At 53.5% G+C, this 24,911-nt stretch carries 24 protein-coding genes; 14 read left to right on the top strand and 10 right to left on the bottom strand.

Translation table 11 applies throughout. The features are described 5' to 3' along the window. Positions 1-254: 254 nt before the first annotated feature. From topA to acnA, 6 genes are all read left to right on the top strand, one after another. Complete coding sequence (gene topA / locus ACJBF3_RS05645; RefSeq protein WP_045329359.1) at positions 255-2,852, top strand: type I DNA topoisomerase; 2,598 nt, start codon at positions 255-257, stop codon at positions 2,850-2,852. A 187-nt stretch (positions 2,853-3,039) separates the two neighbouring features. Then, positions 3,040-4,014 carry an HTH-type transcriptional regulator CysB gene (gene cysB / locus ACJBF3_RS05650; protein WP_008502814.1) on the top strand — a complete coding sequence of 325 codons (975 nt, stop codon included), beginning with the start codon at positions 3,040-3,042 and terminating at the stop codon, positions 4,012-4,014. Positions 4,015-4,352: 338 nt separating this feature from the next. Further along, positions 4,353-4,493, top strand: coding sequence for a YmiA family putative membrane protein (locus ACJBF3_RS05655; RefSeq protein WP_213327741.1), 141 nt, complete (start codon positions 4,353-4,355; stop codon positions 4,491-4,493). A 2-nt stretch (positions 4,494-4,495) separates the two neighbouring features. Continuing rightward, positions 4,496-4,666, top strand: coding sequence for a hypothetical protein (locus ACJBF3_RS05660; protein ID WP_021240301.1), 171 nt, complete (start codon positions 4,496-4,498; stop codon positions 4,664-4,666). Between the two features lie 137 nt (positions 4,667-4,803). Beyond that, entirely contained in the window at positions 4,804-4,902 is a 99-nt protein-coding gene (gene ymiC / locus ACJBF3_RS05665; protein WP_032623144.1) for a small membrane protein YmiC, read from the top strand. A gap of 160 nt (positions 4,903-5,062) precedes the next feature. After that, positions 5,063-7,738 (top strand): aconitate hydratase AcnA, encoded by a 2,676-nt coding sequence (gene acnA / locus ACJBF3_RS05670; protein ID WP_406544803.1) that lies wholly within the window; start codon positions 5,063-5,065, stop codon positions 7,736-7,738. 37 nt (positions 7,739-7,775) lie between these two features. Here acnA and ribA read toward each other — a convergent pair whose 3' ends face one another. Then, positions 7,776-8,366, bottom strand: coding sequence for a GTP cyclohydrolase II (gene ribA / locus ACJBF3_RS05675; protein ID WP_008501210.1), 591 nt, complete (start codon positions 8,364-8,366; stop codon positions 7,776-7,778). 198 nt (positions 8,367-8,564) lie between these two features. Between ribA and pgpB the strand changes: the two genes are divergently transcribed. The 5 genes from pgpB to yciH all read left to right on the top strand — a co-directional run bounded on the left by pgpB (position 8,565) and on the right by yciH (position 12,214). Then, positions 8,565-9,332 carry a phosphatidylglycerophosphatase B gene (gene pgpB, locus ACJBF3_RS05680; RefSeq protein WP_045329456.1) on the top strand — a complete coding sequence of 256 codons (768 nt, stop codon included), beginning with the start codon at positions 8,565-8,567 and terminating at the stop codon, positions 9,330-9,332. Between the two features lie 148 nt (positions 9,333-9,480). After that, positions 9,481-9,789, top strand: coding sequence for a LapA family protein (locus ACJBF3_RS05685; protein WP_023312067.1), 309 nt, complete (start codon positions 9,481-9,483; stop codon positions 9,787-9,789). A gap of 6 nt (positions 9,790-9,795) precedes the next feature. After that, entirely contained in the window at positions 9,796-10,965 is a 1,170-nt protein-coding gene (gene lapB, locus ACJBF3_RS05690) for a lipopolysaccharide assembly protein LapB (RefSeq protein ID WP_045329357.1), read from the top strand. A gap of 185 nt (positions 10,966-11,150) precedes the next feature. Further along, the gene (gene pyrF, locus ACJBF3_RS05695) at positions 11,151-11,888 is read left to right on the top strand and encodes an orotidine-5'-phosphate decarboxylase (protein WP_045329455.1); all 738 of its coding nucleotides are present in this window, start codon (positions 11,151-11,153) and stop codon (positions 11,886-11,888) included. Next, on the top strand, positions 11,888-12,214 hold the full coding sequence (yciH, locus tag ACJBF3_RS05700) for a stress response translation initiation inhibitor YciH (RefSeq protein ID WP_045329356.1): 327 nt from the start codon (positions 11,888-11,890) through the stop codon (positions 12,212-12,214). The genes pyrF and yciH overlap by 1 nt, the downstream gene beginning before the upstream one ends. Before the next feature lie 105 nt (positions 12,215-12,319). Here the strand turns inward: yciH and osmB are convergent, their stop codons facing one another. The 3 genes from osmB to ACJBF3_RS05715 all read right to left on the bottom strand — a co-directional run bounded on the left by osmB (position 12,320) and on the right by ACJBF3_RS05715 (position 13,776). Then, positions 12,320-12,538, bottom strand: a complete 219-nt coding sequence (gene osmB / locus ACJBF3_RS05705; protein WP_008501216.1) for an osmotically-inducible lipoprotein OsmB — start codon at positions 12,536-12,538, stop codon at positions 12,320-12,322. 260 nt (positions 12,539-12,798) lie between these two features. Further along, positions 12,799-13,551, bottom strand: coding sequence for a DNA-binding transcriptional regulator YciT (locus tag ACJBF3_RS05710; RefSeq protein WP_045329355.1), 753 nt, complete (start codon positions 13,549-13,551; stop codon positions 12,799-12,801). Positions 13,552-13,593: 42 nt separating this feature from the next. Next, positions 13,594-13,776, bottom strand: a complete 183-nt coding sequence (locus ACJBF3_RS05715) for a hypothetical protein (RefSeq protein WP_024907126.1) — start codon at positions 13,774-13,776, stop codon at positions 13,594-13,596. A gap of 193 nt (positions 13,777-13,969) precedes the next feature. On the opposite strand from ACJBF3_RS05715, the gene ACJBF3_RS05720 reads away from it, so the two are divergent. Then, a complete protein-coding gene (locus ACJBF3_RS05720) occupies positions 13,970-14,839 on the top strand; it encodes a crotonase/enoyl-CoA hydratase family protein (RefSeq protein ID WP_045329353.1) in 870 nt (289 codons plus the stop codon). Here the strand turns inward: ACJBF3_RS05720 and pdeR are convergent. The 5 genes from pdeR to ACJBF3_RS05745 all read right to left on the bottom strand — a co-directional run bounded on the left by pdeR (position 14,836) and on the right by ACJBF3_RS05745 (position 21,836). Then, positions 14,836-16,827, bottom strand: a complete 1,992-nt coding sequence (gene pdeR / locus ACJBF3_RS05725) for a cyclic di-GMP phosphodiesterase (protein ID WP_045329352.1) — start codon at positions 16,825-16,827, stop codon at positions 14,836-14,838. The genes ACJBF3_RS05720 and pdeR overlap by 4 nt on opposite strands. A gap of 324 nt (positions 16,828-17,151) precedes the next feature. Next, positions 17,152-19,086 carry an exoribonuclease II gene (locus ACJBF3_RS05730; RefSeq protein WP_045329351.1) on the bottom strand — a complete coding sequence of 645 codons (1,935 nt, stop codon included), beginning with the start codon at positions 19,084-19,086 and terminating at the stop codon, positions 17,152-17,154. Positions 19,087-19,174: 88 nt separating this feature from the next. Further along, on the bottom strand, positions 19,175-20,161 hold the full coding sequence (locus tag ACJBF3_RS05735) for an oxidoreductase (protein ID WP_045329350.1): 987 nt from the start codon (positions 20,159-20,161) through the stop codon (positions 19,175-19,177). A 154-nt stretch (positions 20,162-20,315) separates the two neighbouring features. Next, positions 20,316-21,104: an enoyl-ACP reductase FabI gene (gene fabI / locus ACJBF3_RS05740; protein ID WP_003856831.1), complete on the bottom strand. Its 789-nt coding sequence runs from the start codon at positions 21,102-21,104 to the stop codon at positions 20,316-20,318. Between the two features lie 345 nt (positions 21,105-21,449). Next, a complete protein-coding gene (locus tag ACJBF3_RS05745; RefSeq protein WP_045329349.1) occupies positions 21,450-21,836 on the bottom strand; it encodes a hypothetical protein in 387 nt (128 codons plus the stop codon). A gap of 270 nt (positions 21,837-22,106) precedes the next feature. Here ACJBF3_RS05745 and ACJBF3_RS05750 point away from each other — a divergent pair, with 270 nt between their 5' ends. Beyond that, positions 22,107-22,811 carry a response regulator gene (locus ACJBF3_RS05750; RefSeq protein ID WP_045329348.1) on the top strand — a complete coding sequence of 235 codons (705 nt, stop codon included), beginning with the start codon at positions 22,107-22,109 and terminating at the stop codon, positions 22,809-22,811. Continuing rightward, on the top strand, positions 22,808-23,872 hold the full coding sequence (locus tag ACJBF3_RS05755; protein WP_045329346.1) for an ATP-binding protein: 1,065 nt from the start codon (positions 22,808-22,810) through the stop codon (positions 23,870-23,872). The genes ACJBF3_RS05750 and ACJBF3_RS05755 overlap by 4 nt, the downstream gene beginning before the upstream one ends. Here ACJBF3_RS05755 and ACJBF3_RS05760 read toward each other — a convergent pair. Further along, positions 23,853-24,794 carry an ATP-grasp fold amidoligase family protein gene (locus ACJBF3_RS05760; RefSeq protein ID WP_047716639.1) on the bottom strand — a complete coding sequence of 314 codons (942 nt, stop codon included), beginning with the start codon at positions 24,792-24,794 and terminating at the stop codon, positions 23,853-23,855. The two genes, ACJBF3_RS05755 and ACJBF3_RS05760, sit on opposite strands and share 20 nt — an antisense overlap. Positions 24,795-24,911: the final 117 nt, after the last annotated feature.

The following is a 24,911-nucleotide window of genomic DNA, read 5'->3' on the forward strand; positions in this document are numbered from 1 at the left end:
CAGGTAGAGTGTGCGCTTTCGTCATTCTGGCAACAGAATTGCTTGACATTCAACCGGGAATTCGTCACGAATTACACAAGATGTGAGAAAAATACCCGAAAACTCAATCACCTGGGTGTCTTTTCTTTAACGCCCGGTAAGACAAAGGGGTTGATATCTCCTGACACAGTCGCAATATCATTGGCTCGTCGTCAGCGGAAGGGAAATCAACGTGCGGCGTATTCCTGGAAGAATTAAATTAGGTAAAGGTGAATATGGGTAAAGCTCTCGTCATCGTTGAGTCCCCGGCAAAAGCCAAAACGATCAATAAGTATCTGGGTAATGACTACGTGGTTAAGTCCAGCGTCGGTCATATCCGCGATTTGCCGACCAGTGGCTCAGCCAGCAAAAAGAGCGCAGACTCTACCTCCACCAAAGGGGCTAAAAAGCCTAAAAAGGATGAACGTAGCGCGCTTGTCAACCGCATGGGTGTTAACCCATGGCATAACTGGGATGCACAATATGAAGTGCTGCCCGGGAAAGAAAAAGTCGTTAACGAGCTGAAGCAGCTTGCTGAAAAAGCAGACCACATCTATCTCGCAACCGACCTTGACCGCGAAGGGGAAGCCATTGCCTGGCACCTGCGGGAAGTGATCGGGGGTGATGACAAACGCTACAGCCGCGTAGTGTTTAACGAAATTACGAAGAATGCGATTCGTCAGGCGTTTGAGAAGCCGGGCGAGCTGAATATTGACCGTGTAAACGCCCAGCAGGCACGTCGCTTTATGGACCGCGTTGTGGGCTACATGGTTTCTCCGCTGCTGTGGAAGAAGATTGCCCGTGGCCTGTCCGCCGGTCGTGTGCAATCCGTCGCCGTGCGTCTGGTCGTTGAGCGTGAGCGCGAAATTAAAGCCTTCGTGCCGGAAGAGTTCTGGGAAGTAGACGCCAATGTGACCACGCCGGGCGGTGACGCTCTGCCGCTGCAGGTAAGCCATCACAACGATAAGCCTTTCCGTCCAGAAAACCGCGACCAGACCATGGCCGCCGTAGCGCTGCTGGAAAAAGCGCGCTATCAGGTGCTGGAACGTGAAGACAAACCGACCAGCAGCAAGCCGGGTGCGCCGTTTATCACCTCTACGCTGCAACAGGCTGCAAGCACGCGTCTGGGTTATGGCGTGAAGAAAACCATGATGATGGCCCAGCGACTGTATGAAGCGGGCTACATTACCTACATGCGTACCGACTCAACCAACCTGAGCCAGGACGCTGTCAGCATGGTGCGCGGCTATATCAGCGACAATTTCGGTAAGAAATACCTGCCGGAGAGCGCTAACCAGTTCGCCAGCAAAGAGAATTCTCAGGAAGCACACGAAGCGATTCGTCCTTCTGATGTCTCTGTGTTAGCGGAATCGCTGAAAGACATGGAAGCCGACGCGCAGAAGCTGTATCAGCTGATCTGGCGTCAGTTTGTGGCGTGCCAGATGACTCCGGCGCAGTACGACTCCACCACGCTGACCGTTGGCGCCGGTGATTTCCGTCTCAAGGCGCGCGGTCGTATCCTGCGTTTCGACGGCTGGACGAAAGTGATGCCTGCGCTGCGCAAAGGCGATGAGGACCGAACGCTGCCTGCGGTGAACAAAGGTGACGAACTGTCTCTGGTTGAGCTGCTCCCGGCTCAGCACTTTACCAAACCGCCTGCACGCTTTAGTGAAGCGTCCCTGGTCAAAGAGCTGGAGAAACGCGGTATTGGCCGTCCGTCGACCTACGCGTCCATCATCTCGACGATTCAGGACCGTGGTTACGTACGCGTTGAAAACCGTCGTTTCTATGCGGAAAAAATGGGTGAGATCGTCACCGACCGTCTGGAAGCGAACTTCCGCGAGCTGATGAACTACGATTTCACCGCGCAAATGGAAGACAGCCTTGACCAGGTTGCCAGCCACCAGGCGGAATGGAAAAAGGTCCTCGACAGCTTCTTCAGCGACTTTACCGACCAGCTTGAAAAAGCGGAAAAAGATCCTGAAGAAGGCGGGATGCTGCCTAACCAGATGGTTCTGACCAGCATCGACTGCCCAACCTGCGGCCGCAAGATGGGGATCCGCACCGCAACCACGGGCGTGTTCCTTGGCTGCTCCGGTTACGCGCTGTCGCCAAAAGAGCGCTGCAAAACCACCATCAACCTGGTGCCGGAGAACGAAGTTCTCAACGTGCTGGAAGGTGACGATGCGGAAACCAACGCTCTGCGCGCCAAACGCCGCTGCAAAAAATGCGGCACGGCAATGGACAGCTACCTGATCGATCCAAAACGTAAGCTGCACGTCTGCGGTAACAACCCAACGTGCGACGGGTATGAGATCGAAGAGGGCGAGTTCCGCATTAAAGGCTATGACGGCCCGATTGTGGAGTGCGAGAAGTGTGGCTCTGAAATGCACCTGAAAATGGGGCGTTTCGGCAAGTACATGGCGTGCACCAACGATGAGTGTAAAAACACGCGTAAAATTCTGCGTAACGGTGAAGTGGCTCCGCCGAAGGAAGATCCGGTTCCGCTGCCAGAACTGCCGTGTGAGAAATCCGACGCGTACTTCGTGCTGCGTGACGGCGCCGCGGGTGTCTTCCTGGCCGCCAACACCTTCCCGAAATCGCGTGAAACGCGTGCCCCGCTGGTGGAAGAGCTTTATCGCTTCCGCGATCGTCTGCCTGAGAAGCTGCGCTATCTGGCCGATGCGCCACAGCAGGATCCGGAAGGCAACAAAACCGTGGTGCGGTTTAGCCGTAAAACCAAGCAGCAGTATGTTGCGGCCGAGAAAGAGGGTAAAGCGACGGGATGGTCCGCCTTCTTTGTCGATGGCAAATGGGTTGAAGGCAAGAAATAATCTTCCCTTACCGTAACTTACCTGTAAAAGGGCCGGATCTCCGGCCCTTTTTTATTGCCCTGTTATTATTTTTTGTTCCGTACTATACAGTCAGGCTATAAATGATATAGTGGTTATAGTTAACCCGTTTCTTATTATTAAATCGTCTTAAGCGATTGACCGCATGCGCTAAATCGGATGGTCTGGCATGAAATTACAGCAGCTTCGTTATATCGTTGAGGTGGTGAATCATAACCTCAACGTCTCTTCTACCGCCGAGGGCCTGTATACCTCGCAACCGGGCATCAGCAAACAAGTTCGTATGCTGGAGGACGAGTTAGGTATCCAGATATTTGCCCGCAGCGGTAAGCATCTCACCCAGGTGACGCCCGCGGGGCAGGAAATTATCCGCATCGCGCGGGAAGTGCTCTCCAAAGTGGATGCCATTAAGTCTGTGGCGGGGGAACACACGTGGCCGGATAAAGGTTCCCTGTATATTGCCACAACGCATACCCAGGCGCGCTATGCGCTTCCCGGCGTGATCAAAGGCTTTATCGAGCGCTATCCTCGCGTCTCTTTGCACATGCACCAGGGCTCTCCAACGCAAATCGCTGAAGCCGTTTCCAAGGGAAATGCAGACTTTGCTATTGCCACCGAAGCGCTTCATCTGTATGACGATCTGGTGATGCTTCCGTGCTATCACTGGAACCGATCGATCGTAGTGACGCCCGATCACCCGTTGGCGGGGAAAGGGTCAGTGACGATTGAAGAGCTCGCCCAATATCCGTTGGTCACATATACGTTTGGTTTTACCGGACGCTCCGAGCTGGACACGGCCTTTAATCGGGCAGGGTTAACGCCGCGTATTGTCTTCACCGCGACGGATGCCGACGTCATTAAGACCTACGTACGGCTTGGCTTGGGCGTGGGCGTCATTGCCAGCATGGCGGTGGATCCGGTGTCAGACCCTGACCTGGTGCGCCTTGATGCGCACGATGTTTTCAGCCACAGCACCACAAAGATTGGATTCCGTCGCAGCACATTCCTGCGTAGCTATATGTATGATTTTATTCAGCGCTTTGCCCCGCATTTAACGCGTGATGTGGTTGATACCGCCGTGGCATTACGTTCAAACGAAGATATTGAAGAGATGTTTAAAGACATCAAACTTCCGGAAAAATAATCACACCCGGTATCTTTCCCTAAGGGAAAGATACCGAAATAACGCCTCAAAGCTAAATTAGAATTATCATCATCTACACGTCCCCTGTCATATAATGTCATTATCCATTTAATCCGTAAGGTTATAATGTCGTGAATTGGCGACAAAAGTAGAAACTAATTTACGCCTTCGCAAATTTTTCTTTTCAATTATTTATTTCTGGTCAAAAGATTGAATATTTCATACCTCCCGGTGCGTAAATTCACTGGCTTTTCGGCTAAAGTTTCTTTAGGATTTATCTCAACAGATGATTAATTGTACCAATTGTTTGGTCCTAAATGATAAGCGATGTCGATTGTATGAGGTTAGCAATGCCTTCAGGAAGTGAAGAACCGCAAAGGGATCCTGCGCTCAAGCGTAAAGCCTGGCTGGCGGTCTTTCTCGTCTCTACCCTGTTTTGGGTAGTGGTTGCTCTCCTGGCCTGGAAATATTGGGGTTAAATATGGCAGTGACGGTACGTACCGCTTCGGTAAAACAGATGTGTCAGCATCGTGACAACGGCCACAGAGGGCGTAAAGCACCTGCGACTGTTGTACCCGCGTCCTGGAAACTGACGCCGCAGCAGCAAGCGTTTATTGATGTGTTCGCGGAAGACGAACCCAAAAAACAATAATTTAGTTTATTGCGTAATGGTGCAAATAGTCTGAATATCGACTCTGCACTTTTGTACTCTTTAATAAATACACATCAGCAATATAGCACTGAGGACTCACCTCGGAACTTTTTTAAATAATGCCTGGTGTCCCTATGATGAATAACATGACGTCTCACAAATACTGGTCATGGATCGGCGTTTTTACCGTGTCGATTCTGTTCTGGAGCCAGCTCATCTGGCTGGCGCTCCACTAAATTGTAAAACCTCGCTTCGGCGGGGTTTTTTGTTTTCCGATCTGGACCAATCCTAAATTTATCAATTTGGGTTGTTATCAAAACGTTACGACATCTTTGTGTTATCTTTAATTACGGCCCTGATGATTGTCGGGGCATCTCTGTGATTAAGGAGGAGCTTATGTCGTTAACCCTACGCGAAGCCAGTAAGGATACATTACAGGCAGAAAATAAAACCTGGCACTACTACAGCCTGCCGCTGGCAGCCAACACGCTTGGGGACATTTCGCGTTTACCCAAGTCATTGAAAGTTTTACTGGAAAATCTATTGCGCTGGCAAGACGGTGACTCTGTCACCCTTGATGATATCCAGGCGCTGGCAGGGTGGCTTGAGCATGCCCATGCCGACAGAGAAATCGCCTATCGCCCTGCAAGGGTGCTGATGCAGGACTTTACCGGCGTCCCGGCCGTGGTTGATTTAGCCGCGATGCGTGAAGCCGTTAAGCGCCTCGGTGGGGATACGGAAAAAGTTAACCCGCTTTCCCCGGTTGACCTCGTGATTGACCACTCCGTGACCGTTGACCACTTTGGCGATGACGATGCCTTTGGTGAAAACGTGCGTCTCGAGATGGAACGTAACCACGAGCGCTACGTATTTTTGAAGTGGGGGCAGCAGGCGTTCAGCCGGTTTAGCGTGGTCCCGCCTGGAACAGGTATTTGCCACCAGGTTAACCTTGAATATCTCGGTAAAGCCGTCTGGAGCGAACAGCAGGATAAAGAGTGGGTTGCTTATCCCGACACGCTGGTGGGGACGGATTCCCATACCACCATGATCAACGGTCTGGGCGTGCTGGGGTGGGGCGTCGGCGGTATCGAAGCGGAAGCGGCCATGCTCGGCCAGCCGGTATCCATGCTTATCCCTGACGTGGTGGGCTTCAAGCTCACCGGCAAACTGTCTGAAGGCATTACTGCGACCGATCTGGTGCTGACCGTTACCCAGATGCTGCGCAAGCATGGCGTGGTGGGCAAGTTTGTTGAATTTTACGGTGACGGTCTGGATTCGCTGCCGCTGGCCGACCGCGCCACCATTGCCAATATGGCGCCGGAATACGGTGCGACCTGCGGCTTTTTCCCCATTGACGATGTGACGCTGGAGTACATGCGCCTCAGCGGGCGCAGCGAAGAGCAGGTCGCACTGGTGGAAGCGTATACCAAAGCGCAGGGCATGTGGCGAAACCCAGGCGATGAACCGGTCTTCACCAGCACGCTTGAACTCGATATGGGAAGCGTCGAGGCGAGCCTCGCCGGGCCGAAACGTCCGCAGGATCGGGTTGCGTTAAGCGACGTGCCAAAAGCCTTTGCCGCCAGCAATGCGCTGGAGGTCAACGTGGCGCAGAAAGATCACCGTCCCGTCGACTATGTCCTGAACGGGCAACAATATCAGCTTCCGGATGGCGCGGTGGTTATTGCCGCCATAACCTCCTGCACCAACACCTCGAACCCCAGCGTATTAATGGCGGCCGGTTTGTTGGCGAAAAAGGCGGTAGAGCTTGGGTTAAAGCCTCAGCCGTGGGTCAAGGCATCGCTGGCGCCGGGATCAAAAGTGGTCTCGGATTATCTGGCCCAGGCCAAACTGACGCCGTACCTTGACGAGCTGGGCTTTAACCTCGTGGGCTACGGCTGTACGACCTGTATCGGTAACTCCGGTCCGCTGCCTGAACCCATTGAAACGGCGATCAAGCAGGGTGACCTGACGGTAGGCGCGGTCCTCTCCGGTAACCGAAATTTTGAAGGGCGTATTCATCCGCTGGTGAAAACCAACTGGCTCGCCTCGCCGCCGCTGGTGGTCGCTTATGCCCTGGCGGGGAACATGAATATCAACCTGGTCACCGATCCGATCGGCCACGACCGTAAGAATGACCCTGTCTTCCTGAAAGATATCTGGCCCTCTTCGCGTGAAATCGCGCTGGCCGTTGAAAAGGTCTCAACCGAGATGTTCCGCAAAGAGTATGCAGAGGTCTTTGAAGGCACGCCGGAATGGAAAACCATCAACGTGGTGGGCTCCGACACCTATGACTGGCAGGATGACTCGACGTATATTCGTCTGTCGCCGTTCTTTGATGAGATGCTGGCCGAGCCGGCTCCGCTTAAGGACATCCACGGCGCGCGCATACTGGCGATGCTGGGGGATTCCGTCACAACGGACCACATCTCTCCGGCGGGAAGCATCAAGGCCGATAGCCCGGCAGGCCGCTATCTACAAAGCCGGGGCGTCGAACGTCGTGATTTTAACTCCTACGGCTCGCGTCGCGGCAACCATGAAGTCATGATGCGCGGCACGTTCGCCAACATCCGCATTCGTAACGAAATGGTGCCGGGCGTGGAAGGGGGCATGACGCGCCATCTGCCGGGGACGGAGGTCGTGTCGATTTATGATGCGGCGGTCAAATATCAGCAGGAAGGCACGCCGCTGGCGGTGATTGCCGGGAAAGAGTACGGTTCCGGATCCAGCCGTGACTGGGCGGCGAAAGGTCCGCGCCTGCTTGGCGTGCGCGTGGTCATCGCCGAATCATTCGAACGTATTCACCGCTCGAATCTGATTGGTATGGGGATCCTGCCGCTCGAGTTTCCGCAAGGCGTAACGCGTAAAACGCTGGGGCTGACCGGGGAAGAGCAGATTGAGATTAGCGGTCTGCAAAACCTGCAGCCGGGTAAAACGGTGCCGGTGAAGCTAACGCGGGCGGACGGAAAAACCGAGGTGCTGGACTGCCGGTGCCGTATTGATACGGCAACCGAGCTGACCTATTACCAGAACGACGGCATTTTACATTACGTGATTCGTAAGATGCTGGATTGATGAAGCGTGCCCGGCACGCGTGCCGGGCTTTTTAGCATCACTCTTTCAGCAGATGGCCCATTTTGGCGGCTTTGGTATCAAGGTAGTGGGCGTTTTTCGGGTTACGGCCGACAATCAGCGGTACGCGCTCGACGATGTTGATCCCCGCTTCGGTCAGGATCTCCACCTTTTTCGGGTTATTGGTCAGCAGGCGAACTTCGTCCACGCCCAGCAGCTTGAACATATCGGCGCATAAGGTGAAGTCACGCTCGTCAGCGGCAAAGCCGAGCTGATGGTTTGCTTCTACCGTATCATAGCCCTGATCCTGAAGCGCGTAGGCGCGGATTTTATTCAGCAGACCAATGTTACGGCCTTCCTGACGGTGATAAAGCAGCACGCCGCGACCTTCTTCTGCGATATGAGACAGGGCGGCTTCCAGCTGGAAACCACAGTCACAGCGCAGGCTGAACAGCGCATCGCCGGTAAGACACTCTGAATGGACGCGGGACAGCACCGGCGTCTGCCCTGAAATGTCGCCATACACCAGCGCGACATGATCCTGTCCGGTTGCCAGTTCTTCAAAACCCACCATCAGGAAATCGCCCCATGGGGTTGGCAGTTTGGCTTCTGCCACACGTTTAAGCTGCATGTGATTCTCCAGACCAGGCTGACACGTTTCGTGCCTTTGCCCTGTTTTTGCTTTCTGTATCAATTCATTTTGCCACAAGCTCGGCAGGTTCGCCTAATGGCTACCATGCTATATGAACGTTAAACGCACGATCCGACATCTCCACCCGGCGGCGGAATTTCAGTTATGATTGTGACGCTTAGCAAAAAAGGAGAAGACATGCTTTCAATCGCCAGACGTACGGCAGCAGGCGCGGCCATTTTACTGATTATGCCTCTGGCCGTATGGCTTTCAGGCTGGATGTGGCAGCCCGGGCAGAATGCCCTGTGGCTGAAAACGTTATACTGGATAACGGAAACGGTCACTCAGCCGTGGGGAATTATTACCCATGTAATCCTCTGCGCCTGGTTTCTGTGGTGCCTGCGCTTTCGTCTGCGCGCGGCGCTGATGCTCTTTGCGATCCTCGGCGGCGCTATCCTTATCGGTCAGGGCGTGAAGTCCTGGGTGAAAGATCGCGTTCAGGAGCCGCGTCCTTTTGTCGTCTGGCTGGAAAAAACGCATCATGTTCCAGTGGATGAGTTCTACACTTTAAAACGACAAGATCGCGCAGTGCTGGTGAAAGAACAGCTTGCGGAACAGCAGGATATCCCGAAATTCTTGCGTAAACACTGGCAGAAAGAGACGGGATTCGCATTTCCTTCCGGTCACACCATGTTTGCGGCCAGCTGGGCATTGCTGGGCGTTGGGCTGCTTTGGCCAAGACGAAGGACGATTACTATTGCGATTTTACTGGTCTGGGCAACGGGGGTAATGGGCAGCCGCTTGCTGCTGGGAATGCACTGGCCGCGGGACCTTGTCGTCGCTACGCTGATCTCATGGCTGCTGGTCATGCTGGCGACCTGGCTTGCTGAACGGTTCTGCGGGCCGCTAACGCCGCCGCCGGAAGAGAAAGAAGAAATCGCTGAAAGGGACCAAACGGACGCCTGACGGTTGATATTTCGTATTTAGCCCACAAATCCATGACGGGCGCGTCACTTTTTCCGTTTCGCGCCCGTCGCTAAAATGGTAGTTTATAAGGCTGATTGCGGTGAGTTGAACACACTTTATTCGCTTGAACCACATAACGGGAAGTCATGTGAAATATTTACTCATTTTCTTACTGGTATTGGCGATTTTTGTCATTTCAGTCACGCTGGGTGCACAAAACGATCAGCAGGTGACGTTTAACTATCTGCTGGCTCAGGGTGAGTATCGCGTATCAAGCCTGCTGGCGGTCTTATTTGCTGCCGGCTTTGCCATTGGGTGGCTGGTTTGCGGTCTGTTCTGGCTGAAAGTCCGTGTTTCTCTTGCGCGCGCTGAACGTAAAATTAAGCGACTCGAAAATAACATTGCCCCTGCGTCTGACATTCCGGAAAGCTCTGGCGTGCCGGTCGTGAAGGAATAAACGACTATGCTGGAGTTGTTGTTTCTGCTTTTGCCTGTAGCCGCAGCCTATGGCTGGTATATGGGCCGCAGAAGTGCGCAACAAACAAAACAGGATGAGGCCAACCGGCTCTCCCGCGACTATGTTGCGGGGGTGAACTTCCTTCTGAGCAATCAGCAGGACAAAGCGGTAGACCTGTTCCTCGATATGCTGAAAGAGGATACGGGGACGGTTGAAGCGCATCTCACCCTGGGTAACCTGTTCCGCTCGCGCGGCGAGGTCGATCGCGCCATCCGTATTCACCAGACCCTGATGGAAAGCGCCTCGCTAACCTACGATCAACGTCTGCTTGCGGTGCAGCAGCTGGGTCGTGATTACATGGCTGCGGGGCTTTACGATCGCGCTGAAGATATGTTCTCGCAGCTGGTGGATGAGACCGATTTCCGCATCGGCGCGCTGCAGCAGCTCCTGCAGATTTATCAGGCCACCAGCGACTGGCAGAAAGCCATTGATACGGCTGAGCGTCTGGTGAAGCTGGGTAAAGATAAGCAGCGCGTAGAGATAGCCCATTTCTACTGCGAGCTTGCGCTTCAGCAGATGGGCAACGACGACATGGATAAAGCCATGGCGCTGCTGAAGAAAGGTGCCGCCGCGGACCGCAACAGCGCGCGTATCTCCATCATGATGGGACGCGTCTTTATGGCGAGTGGCGATTACGCCAAAGCCGTTGAAAGCCTGCTGCGCGTTATTGACCAGGACAAAGAGCTGGTCAGTGAAACGCTGGAGATGCTGCAAACCTGCTATCAGCAGCTGGACAAGCAGGAGGAGTGGGTCGCCTTCCTGCGTCGCTGCGTGGAAGAGAATACCGGCGCCACTGCCGAACTGATGCTCTCCGACGTTGTTGAGCAGTACGAGGGAAGCGACACCGCGCAGGTGTATATTACGCGTCAGCTGCAGCGTCATCCGACCATGCGGGTCTTCCATAAGCTGATGGATTATCACCTGAACGATGCGGAAGAAGGGCGCGCGAAAGAGAGCCTGATGGTGCTGCGCGACATGGTAGGCGAGCAGGTGCGCAGCAAGCCTCGCTACCGTTGCCAGAAGTGTGGTTTTACGGCGTATACGCTCTACTGGCACTGTCCTTCCTGCCGCGCCTGGTCCACTATCAAGCCAATTCGTGGCCTGGACGGGCAGTGATTTTTTAAAACCCCTCATTTTAGTTACAACATACTGATGGCTTTTAACGCTTTTTGACCCCAGTGCGGTTAGTCGGCCTGGCAGGCGGATAAATGGATCCTGTCAATTTGCGGCGTCGGCAGGTAGAATGCTGGCCGTTTATCTGTTCCGCGCCGCTGCGCGCCCATAGACGAAAAGGGCTGGTCATGACGTCTGTTACATCCTCCACTTCCCGCATAATTACGGATTCTCCTGTTGTTGTAGCGCTTGATTACAATAAGCGTGACGCTGCACTGGCGTTTGTCGACGGCATCGACCCTCGCGACTGCCGTCTGAAAGTTGGCAAAGAGATGTTCACGCTGTTTGGACCGCAAATCGTTCGCGATCTGCAGCAGCGCGGCTTTGACGTTTTTCTCGACCTGAAATTCCATGATATCCCGAATACTACGGCGCACGCCGTTGCCGCAGCCGCAGAGCTTGGCGTATGGATGGTCAACGTTCACGCATCGGGTGGGGCAAGAATGATGACGGCCGCCCGTGAGGCGCTCCTGCCGTTCGGTAAGGATGCCCCGCTGTTGATCGCCGTCACCGTGCTGACCAGCATGGACGAAAACGATCTGCGCGACCTGGGCGTGACGTTGTCACCCGCCGAACATGCAGAACGTCTCGCGCGTCTGACGAAACAGTGCGGCCTGGATGGCGTTGTTTGCTCCGCACAGGAAGCGGTACGTTTCAAATCAGCGCTGGGCCAGGATTTTAAACTGGTCACGCCGGGGATCCGTCCTGCGGGCAGCGACGTGGGCGATCAGCGCCGTATTATGACGCCTGAGCAGGCGCTGGCCGCTGGCGTTGACTATATGGTTATCGGGCGTCCGGTGACGCAGTCTGCCAACCCGGCAGAGACGTTAAAGGCTATCAACGCATCGCTGAAAAAGGGGGCGTAATGACCGATTCCAACAGCCGTCTGGTCTACTCAACCGAGAGCGGACGAATCGACGAACCGAAAACGAAAGTGGAGCGCCCGAAGGGAGACGGCATTGTTCGCATCCAGCGCCAGACCAGTGGACGAAAGGGCAAAGGGGTTTGTCTGATCTCCGGCATTGACCTGGACGATGTGGAACTGACGAAGCTGGCGGCCGAACTGAAAAAGAAATGTGGTTGCGGCGGTGCCGTGAAGGACGGCATTATTGAAATCCAGGGAGATAAGCGCGATTTAATAAAATCCCTGCTGGAAGCCAAAGGGATGAAGGTTAAACTGGCAGGCGGTTAAAATAAATGAGCCACGGCAAATGCCGTGGCTCGTGTTATATACGTGCGTATTTCAGACCATAAATGCGTTCAAATATCGCAATATCGGGGAAGGCTCAGATAATAATTATTTGCCAACCTGGTGACCGATAATACCACCGACAGCAGCGCCGCCTAATGTACCCAGCGTACTACCATCCGTTAATACTGCACCACCCAAAGCACCGGCACCCGCACCAATAGCGGTGTTACGGTCACGTTTAGACCAGTTAGAGCATGCGCTCAGGGACATTGCTACAGTGATTGCCAGAACAGCGGCGGCTAATTTTTTGCTGGTTAAGGTCATAATACTTTCTCCTGAATTATCGATTCACGGAAAGGTGGACACCTTAAGTATAGACGAGCCGAATACTTAATTCTGTTTTCCGTGAAAGCTGGTCGCGCAGGCGTTACGTAATCACGCAGGTGATAGTCACTTCCTGTTATATCGCTAACATTAATTTTACGACTTTAAGGCGGGTTAAACAGGTAAAAACTCTTAAAGCAGGGTTAAGAATCATCTCAGAGAAAGGATATATGCGCCCAACATTTGGGCGCGGAGGTAAATCAGGCGCTGGTTTGAATAATATTGACGATCAAACCGCTGTCTTCGAGCTTATTGCGGTGCGCTTCGCTCAAACGGTCATCGGTAATGACGCGGCTAAACCGTGAAGCGGGGCCCATCGTATACGGGTGAACGGCGCCAAATTTAGAGCTGTCGGTGAGCACGATGGCTTCACACTCTTTCTCCAGGACGGCATTCACGACGTCAGAGCGCATCATATCCCGGCCGGTGAAACCTGTTTCCGGCTGCCAGCCGTCAATTCCGATAAAAGCCTTGCTGAAATGCACCTGCTGGACATACTGACGGGTCAGCGGGCCGACCATGCTTTCACTTTTCTTCTGATAGATGCCGCCGAGCAGAATCACCTCGCAGCGCGTCTCTTTGAGCAAATGCGCGATATAGCTGCTGACGGTGATAATGGTTACGTCTTTTTGATCGGCTAGCGTGCGTGCCAGAAGGGCGTTACTGCTGCCGTTTTCAATAAAGACGGTCTCGCCGTTGTTCACCAGGGAAGCGGCAAATTCCGCCAGTTCACGTTTGAGCGCGTAGTTGTTCATCATGCGCGTCTCAACGTCATCACTGTCCAGCGGAACCGCATACCCGTGGGCGCGCCGCAGGTAGCTCTGTTTTTCCAGCAGATTAAGATCCTGACGGATTGTGACTTCAGACACGCCGGTGGTTTTAGCGAGATCGACGACGCTTACGCGTCCCTGATCGATGACCATCTGCAAAATGAGTTGTTGTCGGGAATTCATAGCATCCATTTAATAAAGCGAAACGAGGTCGGAGGCGGTGGGTTAAACTTCCCACGGCGCTTTTGGCTGTCGGTTTTCGGGTGCATTATCAGCACCATTCTGCGCAAGAAGTTCAGACTTCAGGATCTCAAGATTACGGATAGCAGAGTGATAATCGCCCGCTACCAGGATATCCAGGACGGTATCAATTCGTTGTGCTACAGCTTGTGCGTCAATAGTCGACATCATCTCACCCCAGGCGCGAAAAGTTAATATTTTCAATGATGCAGAAATTAGGATCAAAAGAGAAGGGAAAAAACGCAATAACTAAATTACATAAACGTAAGTGATAAATTTATTCCCCCTCATACAGCAGGCTTAATGGGTGGATTAGTCTAAAACTGCGCGCAAGGCGCTTCTTTATAAGAGGAATTAGACTATGACAGTTATCAATCAGCCTACCTGCACACTCTTTACCGATACTGAACGGTTCACGCAGCTGTCAGGGTATTACGAGGCGGAGCGTCACACCGTCTGGATGATGCTGCGGGCGCAGCCGCGTCCTTGCTTTAACCATGCGTTAATTGAGGAGATCATGAACTTTTCCTGGCTGGTTCGCCAGTCAGGTTTTGCGGTTGATTTTTGGGTAACCGGATCGCTGGTTCCCGAGATGTACAATGCGGGCGGTGATTTACAGTTCTTCGTCGAGTGCATACAGAACGGTCGTCGGGAAGCATTGCGGGCTTACGCTCGCGCCTGCGTTGACTGCGTCCATGCGGCATCACGGGGGTTTGATACGGGCGCCATCTCTCTGGCAATGGTCGAAGGCAGTGCGTTAGGGGGCGGGTTTGAGGCGGCGCTTGCGCATCATTTTGTCCTGGCGCAGCGCGATGCCCGTCTGGGCTTCCCGGAGATTGCCTTCAACCTGTTTCCGGGCATGGGGGGATATTCCCTTGTAGCACGCCGTTCAGGCATGAAGCTGGCGGAGGAGCTCATCTATAAAGGGGAATCCCACACGGCGGAATGGTATGCACAGCACGGACTGGTGGATCTGCTGTTTGAGCCCGGACAAAGCTATGTCTCCACCCGAACCTTCATCGATACGCTGCGGCCAAAGCTGAACGGCATAAGAGCCATGCTGCGCGCCCGGACGCGGGTTCTGCAGCTGCCGCGCAGTGAACTGATGGACATCACGGAAGACTGGGTTGATGCTGCTTTCTGCCTGGAGCCGAAAGATATCGCCTACATGGAGCGTCTGGTCACGCTGCAAAATCGCCATCACGCGGCGGGCCTGCGTAAAGCCAGTTAACGTTGATTTCGCGCTTGATAACGTTTTAGCCATCGCTCGAATGCGGCAGCGGGCATCGGCTTAGCAAACAGAAAACCCTGCCGTTCGTTGACGCCGTTCTTGGTCAGAAAGGCGTCTTCTTTTGCACTTTCCACGCCTTCGGCAATGACCTGCAGATTTAACGCCTGCGCTACCGCGACGATAGCGCGCACCAGCGACTGCGAAATGGACTGCTTATGAATATCTTTGACGAAGGATTGATCGAGCTTAATGGCGTCGATAGGGAAGCGGGCCAGCTGCGAAAGGGAAGAGTAGCCGGTGCCAAAATCATCCAGATGAATCTGTGCCCCGAGCTTGCTGAACTGCTGGATCACGGACAGCGCCAGCTCTTCGTTCTCGATAAGACAGCTTTCCGTTAATTCCACGTCGACGGGGCAGTATTCAAAATTCAGATCCTTCAGCGCCTGCTTTAAGTCGCTGAAGATGGTCTGATCGGCCAGCTGGCGGGCAGAGACGTTGACGGCCACGCGCAGGTTTATGCCCTTATCGCGCCATTTTGCCACCTGGCGAACCACGTCGAGCATCACCCAGCGGCCCAGGGGCACAATCAGCCCCGACTCCTCGGCATAAGAGATAAATTCCAGCGGCGGGATCAGGCCGCGCTCGGGGGATTGCCAGCGGACCAGCGCTTCAAGGCTTCTGACTTCCCCGCGCCAGGTGATTTTTGGCTGATAGTGGATCAGAAGCTGATCGTTATCCAGGGCCTTACGCAGGTTGGTATCCAGCCAGAGATACTCGAACACGCGCTGGTTCATCTCGGGTGAGAAGACGCAGAACTTGCCCCGACCGTTCTCTTTGGCGGTATACATCGCGGTATCCGCGTTACGAATAACGCTTTCCCGGTCGTTGCCATGCTGCGGGGCGAGGGCGATACCCAGGGAGCAGCCGGTATAAATTTCAATCAGGCCGATTCGAAACGGCTGGCGAAGACGGGTCAAAATGCGCGATGCCATCGCCTCCAGAGAGCCCTGAGAGGTATTGGTGGCCAGGACGATAAACTCATCACCCCCAAGCCGCGCCAGCACCTGTTCCTTATCCAGACAGCTCAGGATGGCGAGGGCGACCGCCTGTAACAGCTGATCGCCAAACATGTGCCCGTAAGCGTCGTTGACCTTTTTAAAATTATCCAGATCGAGATACACCACGCCCACCTGCGTGTCGCCGCGGTTGTCGATGGCGTCAGAAATCAGGTCGTGAATGGCATTGCGGTTTGGCAAGCCGGTGATGGTATCGGTGTTGGCCAGCACGCGCAGCCGCTCCTGAGCGCGGCGCTCCTCGGTGATATCGGTCCCGGAACAGATAAGGAAAATTTCATTTTTACCGCTGCCGCTGTGCACGAATTTGTTTCTGAACAGAAACAGCCGCTGTCCTTTACGCGTTTTGACCCAGCGTTCGACTTCGTAGGAGCTGCCGTTGCGAAAGAAACCGGTAATATTGCGCTTTGACGCTGCCGCTTCGCTACGGCTCATAAACAGCTTAAACACGTTCTGGCCAATCACTTCATGCTCTTTCAGGCCGGTGTACTCTTCGCTAAGCCGGTTAAAACGCTGAATATTGCCGTGCTGATCGAGAATAACAATGACGGAGTTGGCCTCAGAGACAACCTGCTCCGCAAATGAGAGCCCCTGTGCCAGATCGCGCGCCACGGAGGGCGTATCGTTCCAGGCGGAAGCGGTTCCGGCCCACTCGTTACGGGTAATTTTCCGGCCAACAAGATGAACCGGGACATCTTCTCCGTACAGGGAGAGCGACATGGAAATACTGGACGTAATCACGGTTAACTGACGGATGAGATCGGCCTGTTCATCGTCCAGCGCCACGACCTGAGTGGCATCGGCATTTTCGCTGGTGGAAAGGTGCAGAGCGTTGCTGTCAGCTGACAAGCGCCACCACGGGCTGTGAGTGCCCATGTAGCGAAACAGCAAATTCTGCTCCAGATCGTCCATCATGTTTTCTCCCGCAGCTGTTCATTAGCGCACAAATTATTCATTTGCAGTCGACTTTTCCGTTGAGAAACGGCGGTAAAACCGAAGTGAACCTGTTGTTTTTCCCTGCTTTCTTATAATAAAACGAGTCAGGTTAAAAAGGATACCGAGCGTATAGGAATTCACGTAACCGAATATAACAACACTCTTTTACTGTAGATAATTATGGCGGTTTTGGGCGAAGCGAGACTGAAAATAGTAAGGAAAAATAATGATTTTGTGGCGGGGATAAAAAAGAAAAATTGTCGGCCTTTCCGGAGGGGAAACGGCCGACAATTGAACCGGTTATCAGGCGACAGGGCGCGCGATAATACTGCGGGTTTCCATGCGAACTTCGGCGATAGTCACGTCAATCACGTCAGTGACTTTGTAAACTGTTTCACCTTTAATTTGCACGGTACCGTTTTCCTGACTACAGACCATTTCGTCACGCACCGCATGCAGGAATGGAGCAGGAATGAACGCGACAGCTCCGTTATCGACCAGGCGGACGCGCATCCCGCCGCGGCTGATATCAATGATTTCCGCCGCGAAGCGGGTGTCGGTTCCGGCTTTATCCTGCAGGAAGCTCGCGTACAGCCAGTCTCCAACGTCACGCTCCGCCATGCGGTTCAGACGGCGACGATCGGCCATCTGCAGCGTGGTGTCGTCCTGAGGACGTGCAATCGTTTCGCCTTTGATAATCGCTTTCAGCAGACGGTGGTTAACCATGTCGCCATACTTGCGGATTGGCGAGGTCCAGGTGGCGTAGGCGTCGAGGCCAAGGCCAAAGTGCGGACCAGGTTCGGTGCTGATTTCGGCGAAGGACTGGAAGCGACGAATGCGGCTGTCGAGGAAACCTGACGGCTGTGCGTCCAGTTCGCGGCGAAGCTTGCAGAAGCCCGGCAGGGTCAGCACTTCTTCCGGATCAACGTGCACATCGTGATTTTTCAGCAGGGCCGCCAGCGCTTCGGTATTCGCCGGATCGAACCCGGTATGGACGTTGTAAATACCAAAGCCCAGCTTGTCGCGCAGCACGCGTGCGGCACAAATGTTGGCGGCAATCATCGCCTCTTCAACGATGCGGTTCGCGATGCGTCTCGGTTCGGCCACAATGTCCAGCACTTCGCCTTTCTCGCCCAGAACAAAGCGATAATCCGGGCGATCTTTGAACACCAGCGCATGGGTTTTACGCCACTCGCTGCGGTTCAGGCAGATGCGATGCAGCAGACGGATCTGCGCGGCAATGGCGTTGGATTCAGGCTTCCAGCTGCCGGTATTTTCCAGCCAGTCGGAGACGTTATCGTAGGCCAGCTTGGCTTTCGACTCGATGGTGGCGGCAAAGAACTCAATATCGTCTTCAATCGTGCCATCGGCAGCAATGGTCATGCGGCAGGCAAGGACCGGGCGCACTTCATTTGGACGCAGCGAGCAGAGATCGTCTGACAGTTCACGCGGCAGCATCGGAATGTTGAAGCCCGGCAGGTAGTTGGTGAAGGCACGGATTTTCGCCGCGTCATCCAGCTTGCTGCCTTCGGCAATCCAGGCGGTGGGATCGGCAATCGCAACGGTCAGGTGCAGCTTGCCGTCGGCGCTCTCTTCAGCGTACAGCGCGTCATCCATATCTTCCGTGCTGGCGCTGTCGATGGTGACAAACTCCAGCGCGGTGAGATCGCGACGCGTCAGACCTTCGTCCTGCATCTCCGTCGCCACGCCGTTCGGCGCTTCTTTTTCAAGATTGTGGCGTGCCAGCGTGACCCACCATGGCACGAAATGGTCGGCGCCAAAGGTGATGAACTGGGTCAACTCAGCATAAAAACCGCGGTCGCCTTTCAGAGGATGACGGCGCATTTCTGCTACGGCCCAGTCACCTTCCTTAAAATCATGCTCAACGCCACGGGCGGCGCGGCAGGGAATAGCATCTTTCAGCAGGGGATGGTCCGGCACGATAGAAAGACGATCGTCTTTTCTCTGCACCTTACCCACAAAACGGGTCAGGAACGGTTCGATCAGTTCTTCCGGTTCGGCGGACTCCCGGTCCTTCTCGGTATGAATGACCGCCATGACGCGATCGCCATGCATCACTTTCTTCATCTGCGGTGGCGGAATGAAGTAGCTTTTCTGCGCGTCAACTTCAAGGAAGCCAAAGCCCTTTTCCGTGGCTTTTACGACCCCTTCTGCACGCGGCGTCTGGGAATGCAGTTGCTGTTTAAGCTGCGCTAGCAGCGGGTTGTCCTGAAACATAATGTTCTATTTTCGTAGCCATTGAGCGGCTGACAGTTTTACGCGATTCTCACTGTCTCAGCAAGCGGTCTTTGGGTAATTAGTATGGTTATTCCTCTTTACCAAACGCGACTTTCAGACGATTAAGCCAGCCGTCAAACGCACTTTGGGTCAGCAGGGCAATCGCGTGTTCGGCACTGAGCCCTTGATCGGTTAAAGGGGTAAACTGGGCGGCGCTGAAACGGTCCGGAGAGCGCGTCAGCAGTTCGAGCGCCGCCGAAAGTGCGGGGGAGGTTTGCGGGATCTCTGCGCGGCTGTTTAGCAGGATTTCTCCGGTCAGGTCGAGCAGCGACGGCTCATGGCAAAGGACCGGCGTTAGCGCCTCCAGCGCGGGTTCTGCCTGCCAGCGTGACAGCGACTCAAGCTGATGCGCACTTGCATAGCGCAATTCGACGACGGGCAAGAGCGGCACCCACGCGGCGTGACGTGCGGGAAGGGTATGCGGCGGAATATGATGGCCTGGCAACCAGCGAACAGGGTGTCCCAGCAGCGCCTGAAAAATCGCGACGACGCGCGCCTGAAAACCGATAAAGCCGATAATCTGGTTAATCACCACGATGTCATACGTTGACAGCCCAACCTCATCAAGCTGGTTCTGCGCTTTATCATCAATGACGTCAGGAGAGCTGGCGAGCTGGCGGGCATACTGGGTGATTTGCGCCAGACGTCGGTTACTTTCACGCGAGGAGTCCGGGCCGGGAAGCGGGGCGAGGAGAGCGGCGTAATGGTTACAGAGCCGCTGAACGCCGCAGGCCTGTGCGACCGTTAGCGCGGTACTAAGCCGATCGTAGGCGCTGAGCGTGTGCAGGCGGTTCACGGGAATCGAGAGCGGAAACAGCTGGTGGCATAAGGCTCTGGCAGGGGTAAGCCAGCCAGAACAGGCGGCGACAATCTCATCAGGTAGGGCTAAATCGAGCAAAAAACGATCGTCGACGTTAGCGGCTTCGGGCACCAGAGGCAGAACATCCTTCTGCGCGTGGTTTGACTGGGTCTCGTGATACCAGTGGCCTTTGCCGGAAAAACGGCGTTGTTCCATGTGCGTTCCTTGATCTCAAAATGGCGATCAATATCCTGGCGTAAGGCAGATAAAGGGAAAAATATTGTTAGGTGATAACAAATAGCAGAACGGAATAACGAAGGGGTGACGCGGGGGGAAATACTCTCTTCCCTGGCGGGAAGAGAGTCACAGCTTATTTAATTTCCAGCTCGTTCATTGCAGCGATGTTGAAGCCGCCGTCAACGTGAACCACTTCGCCGGAGATGCCTGCGGAAAGGTCAGAGCACAGGAATGCTGCAGAGTTACCTACATCTTCAATGGTAACGGTACGACGAATCGGGGTAACCGCTTCGCAGTGTGCCAGCATTTTACGGAAATCTTTAATACCGGAAGCCGCCAGGGTGCGGATAGGACCGGCAGAGATGGCGTTAACGCGCACGCCTTCAGGACCCATTGCGTTTGCCATGTAGCGGACGTTCGCTTCCAGAGACGCTTTAGCCAGACCCATCACGTTGTAGTTAGGGATAGCACGTTCAGCGCCCAGGTAAGACAGGGTCAGCAGGGCTGCACCCGGGTTCAGCATCGCGCGGCAGGATTTCGCCATCGCAACGAAGCTGTAGGAGCTGATGTCGTGAGCGATTTTGAAGCCATCACGGGTTACCGCGTTCACGTAGTCGCCGTCCAGCTGGTCGCCGGGCGCGAAGCCGATGGAGTGAACAAAACCGTCGAATTTCGGCCATGCTTTTGCCAGTTCAGCAAACATGCCGTCGATGCTTTCGTCTTGTGCAACGTCGCATTCCAGAACAATGCTGGAACCCAGCTGCGCGGCAAACTCTTCAACACGGCCTTTCAGCTTGTCGTTCTGGTAGGTGAACGCCAGCTCAGCGCCTTCGCGATGCATTGCCTGCGCGATGCCGTATGCGATGGACAGTTTGCTGGCAACGCCAGTCACCAGAATGCGCTTACCGGAAAGAAAACCCATAGCTTTAATCCTTATATTCATTGCTTATTTTGCCTTGTAATTCATAGCGTTACAGGCAGTATTTCAAAATCATTCGAAATTAGCTCGAAATTATAGCCCACTCACGGCCCCTTGTGTCACGATATTTCTCGCACTTCTCCGAAGTCGCCTGCCCCGAAGAATGCGCCGCGAACCCGCGGGGGCGCAAAATTTCAGCATCTGTCCATTATATCACCCGGCATCAGCTTCACCTCATCCAACCAGAGAAGGAGTCTGATACGGGATGATCGAGGCCCACCGCGAGTTTATTCAGCGAGAGCAGGGCACCTGCAGGTTCAGGAGCGCGAAGATTATTATTACAGACGATCATATCATTCTTATCATGAGGTACAGCGGTGCGCCGCCAAAAAAAATGATCAAATAACACTCGTAATAAAAGACCAGATCCTCGATATCGGGCATCGCGTTTAACAGCACGGTGAACGTAATAATAAGATAAACAAAAATCACCATCAGCCAGAAGGCAATCACAATTAGCTCAGGCAATGCGCCGGCTTTATTTTGCAGCATCAGAGAGGCAACCGACAATGCGATGCAGCCGTAAATGATGGGTGAAGAGGGTAGCGTCGACGCGACTTTCTCATCCATTCCGTGTATCAGCATCAGCCAGATATAAAGTAATCCCCATGACAGCAGCAGGAACAGGGAATATATGCCAATTTTTCCAGGGGAGAAGTATTTAGAAAGTTCCATGATCGTTATCTCAGCCAACGTCAGAGCGTCTTGATGGGACGGTGTTAATAAGTCACTCTCAGCGAAAGGGGTTTGTGCCTGAATAGCGATTTTGAACGGACATTGTCGAGTCTTTATTGACTGAATGTGTAGACTGTATGGAGAAATAACCGGGCATTAAATTCAGGCGGGAAATTTTCATTTCCACGGCACTTTTTCCCGGAGGCTATGTCTTATTGTGCTAAAGATATCTGATAGCGTGCTTAAAGGGATTTCACCCGCGGAGATAACATGCACAAAAATACGCTGATCCTTGTTGTTGAAGATGAAGACGAAATCGCCGATATACTGATGAGCTACTTAGAGCGCTCGGGAATGAAAACGCTCAGGGCCAGGCAGGGCGAGCAGGCCATAACGCTCAATCGTCTCCATAAGCCGGATCTCATCTTGCTGGACATTCACCTCCCCGTATGTGACGGCTGGAGCGTACTTACCACGCTTCGTCAGGAAAGCACTGTCCCCGTCATTATGGTTTCCGCTCTCGATCAGGATGTCGATAAGCTCATGGGGCTGAGACTGGGTGCGGATGATTACGTGATCAAACCCTTCAACCCGTCTGAAGTTGTGGCACGGGTTGAGGCGGTGCTGCGCAGAACCAAACCCGCGCTTCAGCAGGCGAGTTCCCTGCCGCTCAGAACGCCATTTATCACGGTCTATCCGGATGATTTTTACGTAGAAGTCACCGTGGGCGCAGAGGCGATTTCCCCGGTATTAACGACGACCGAATTTAAATTACTGACTTACCTGGTGAGATATCCGCGAAAGGTCTGTTCCCGGGAAGAGTTACTCAACGCGTGTCTGCCGGAAGGTGATACGCTCGACAGAACGGTCGATAGCCATATGAGCAAGCTGCGAAAAAAACTGGAGCTTGCCGGTCTTTACGGCGTGCCCGAAAGTATCAGAGGCATGGGTTATCGGCTTGGGGAAAAGAAATGAACAAAGAGTCTGTCCTGAGTCGCCAGATCTTAACGTATATGCTGCTGCTGACGTTTACGATAATTGCCATCGCCGTACTGGGCTCCTGGCTATTTTACTCCTTCATTCTGGATCACCTTCCGGGCGGGACGATTTCGAGCGATGACGAGCAGATGACGATGTGGGACTGGGTATGGATTGGCACCGCGACGACGATCAGCCTGTTTATTGCCCTCTTTTTCACCGTCAAACTCTCGTCGCGGATACTCACCCCGCTAAACGCGGTCGCGTCCAGCCTGAAAAAGATTTCTCAGGGCGATCTGGACGCACGGGCGTTCTGCGCCAGTTCCCGGCTGGGTGAGATCAACCACCTTGTCACGGATTTCAATGAAATGGCGGAAAAATTACAGACGCTGGATATGCACAGGAAAACCTGGAATGCCGCTATTGCACATGAACTGAGAACCCCGGTCACGATCTTACGCGGACGGCTTCAGGGACTGGTTGACGGTGTTTTTACCCCGGACCCGGTTCTGTTTCATAATCTTCTTAAACAGACGGAAGGGTTAACCCGTCTGATTGAAGATCTGCGGGTCATAAGTTCGGACGGTGGAGCGGGATACACGCTCCATCCGTCGAGAAGGGATCTAAAAGGGGCAATACAGGATGCGCTCGATACATTTATGCCAGAATTCAACCGTAAGGCCTTTACCGTCAGTGCAGACCTAAGGGAGCAGCAATGCGTATTCGATCCGTTACGCATCAATCAGTGCCTGACCGTGTTATTTGACAATGCCTTACACTATTCCACCTCGCGCAAACTCATCGTGAAAAATGGCGTTTCGGATAGCGGCAATTTTATTCTTATTCAGGACGAGGGGCCGGGCATCCCCAGAGAGTTTCATGATTTCTTATTTCAGCCCTTTCAGCGCGACACGGGGGCCAGACAGCTAAACCCGGAAGGCTGTGGGTTGGGCTTGTCGGTGGTAAAAGCCATCATGCTGGCGCATGGTGGCGATGTTACCTATACCTTATCGACGCAAAACCACTCGATATTTAAACTCACCTGGCCCGACTCGTGAGGTTCAGCGGCAGGTCAAATGCGCCTGCCGGCGATAAATGCCACATTTTTCCTAACCTGGCATCCCATTCCTGCGGGGTAATCGTCAGCTTACCGCGTTTCGGGCTTAAGGTTATCTCACTGAAATAGATCTCATCCTTTTTTAGCATCAGGTCGACGCGGCAGTAGTCGATTCCTTCAGCCAGCTCCTGGGAGGCCAACAATGCCTGTCGGAATAAGAGCGGCTCGGCTGCAACGGCTGTCGTATTCGGATATTCCATCCGGAAGGGCTGTAAATTCCAGTGTCTGTCGTAAACGTTGATGAAACCGTTGCCGTTATCATCCGTAAAATCCGCTTCAACATAGTGCGCGACGCCATGAAAGCAATGGATCCTCAGCATTTCGGGGGTTGAGTTCCTGTCTGCGTCATCAAAGAGATCGATATACGGCTCGCAAAGTATACTTGGCGTAATGTTTTTGTACTGCCATTCACGCGTGGTGTAGTACAAATTTTTCTTTAACGCGAGACTCAGTTTTTTACACGCTTCTCTGACATTAAACTGAGCTTTATGAGTACATATTACAGTGCTGCCGCTGTCATGGTTGCACTTAAGGACAAATTTGTCCGGGAGGGCTGAAAAATCAATCTGCGACGTCTTCGCATAAACGCCAATTAATGGCACCGTTTTCACGCGCGTTGTTCTGGCGGAAACATATGCCCGAACGGCGAGTTTATCGGCAAGCATCGTGTAGAAGTTATTATGGTCATAGACCAGACGATGACATATTTTCTCGCTCAACGTCGTGGGCGATTTGATGTCAGGCATTTTCCCGGATGCTTTCTTAAGCCTCTCGGTATGAAAGTGCAGGTCAGTTATTAGCAATGAGCGGCATCTTCTGATGAGATACTCTGTATATTTTAGAACGTAAGTGGTGGTGTTCATTTCTTCTCCTCCGTAATGTCCGGTTATTCTGGAGAAGAACTGTTGATTGATATTGCGTGAAATATGGAGCAGGGATGGAGATAAAAAAGTAAAGGATTAAACAGCGCATAAAGACTA

Source organism: Enterobacter sp. PP-008-ECC_S150, assembly GCF_045257065.1.
GTDB lineage: Bacteria > Pseudomonadota > Gammaproteobacteria > Enterobacterales > Enterobacteriaceae > Enterobacter > Enterobacter chengduensis.

Coding starts and splice junctions, on each gene's coding strand:
- topA (WP_045329359.1), top strand. CDS start 255: ATGGGTAAAGCTCTCGTCATCGTTGAGTCCCCGGCAAAAGCCAAAACG.
- cysB (WP_008502814.1), top strand. CDS start 3,040: ATGAAATTACAGCAGCTTCGTTATATCGTTGAGGTGGTGAATCATAAC.
- ACJBF3_RS05655 (WP_213327741.1), top strand. CDS start 4,353: ATGAGGTTAGCAATGCCTTCAGGAAGTGAAGAACCGCAAAGGGATCCT.
- ACJBF3_RS05660 (WP_021240301.1), top strand. CDS start 4,496: ATGGCAGTGACGGTACGTACCGCTTCGGTAAAACAGATGTGTCAGCAT.
- ymiC (WP_032623144.1), top strand. CDS start 4,804: ATGAATAACATGACGTCTCACAAATACTGGTCATGGATCGGCGTTTTT.
- acnA (WP_406544803.1), top strand. CDS start 5,063: ATGTCGTTAACCCTACGCGAAGCCAGTAAGGATACATTACAGGCAGAA.
- ribA (WP_008501210.1), bottom strand. CDS start 8,366: ATGCAGCTTAAACGTGTGGCAGAAGCCAAACTGCCAACCCCATGGGGC.
- pgpB (WP_045329456.1), top strand. CDS start 8,565: ATGCTTTCAATCGCCAGACGTACGGCAGCAGGCGCGGCCATTTTACTG.
- lapB (WP_045329357.1), top strand. CDS start 9,796: ATGCTGGAGTTGTTGTTTCTGCTTTTGCCTGTAGCCGCAGCCTATGGC.
- pyrF (WP_045329455.1), top strand. CDS start 11,151: ATGACGTCTGTTACATCCTCCACTTCCCGCATAATTACGGATTCTCCT.
- yciH (WP_045329356.1), top strand. CDS start 11,888: ATGACCGATTCCAACAGCCGTCTGGTCTACTCAACCGAGAGCGGACGA.
- osmB (WP_008501216.1), bottom strand. CDS start 12,538: ATGACCTTAACCAGCAAAAAATTAGCCGCCGCTGTTCTGGCAATCACT.
- ACJBF3_RS05710 (WP_045329355.1), bottom strand. CDS start 13,551: ATGAATTCCCGACAACAACTCATTTTGCAGATGGTCATCGATCAGGGA.
- ACJBF3_RS05715 (WP_024907126.1), bottom strand. CDS start 13,776: ATGTCGACTATTGACGCACAAGCTGTAGCACAACGAATTGATACCGTC.
- ACJBF3_RS05720 (WP_045329353.1), top strand. CDS start 13,970: ATGACAGTTATCAATCAGCCTACCTGCACACTCTTTACCGATACTGAA.
- pdeR (WP_045329352.1), bottom strand. CDS start 16,827: ATGATGGACGATCTGGAGCAGAATTTGCTGTTTCGCTACATGGGCACT.
- ACJBF3_RS05730 (WP_045329351.1), bottom strand. CDS start 19,086: ATGTTTCAGGACAACCCGCTGCTAGCGCAGCTTAAACAGCAACTGCAT.
- ACJBF3_RS05735 (WP_045329350.1), bottom strand. CDS start 20,161: ATGGAACAACGCCGTTTTTCCGGCAAAGGCCACTGGTATCACGAGACC.
- fabI (WP_003856831.1), bottom strand. CDS start 21,104: ATGGGTTTTCTTTCCGGTAAGCGCATTCTGGTGACTGGCGTTGCCAGC.
- ACJBF3_RS05745 (WP_045329349.1), bottom strand. CDS start 21,836: ATGGAACTTTCTAAATACTTCTCCCCTGGAAAAATTGGCATATATTCC.
- ACJBF3_RS05750 (WP_045329348.1), top strand. CDS start 22,107: ATGCACAAAAATACGCTGATCCTTGTTGTTGAAGATGAAGACGAAATC.
- ACJBF3_RS05755 (WP_045329346.1), top strand. CDS start 22,808: ATGAACAAAGAGTCTGTCCTGAGTCGCCAGATCTTAACGTATATGCTG.
- ACJBF3_RS05760 (WP_047716639.1), bottom strand. CDS start 24,794: ATGAACACCACCACTTACGTTCTAAAATATACAGAGTATCTCATCAGA.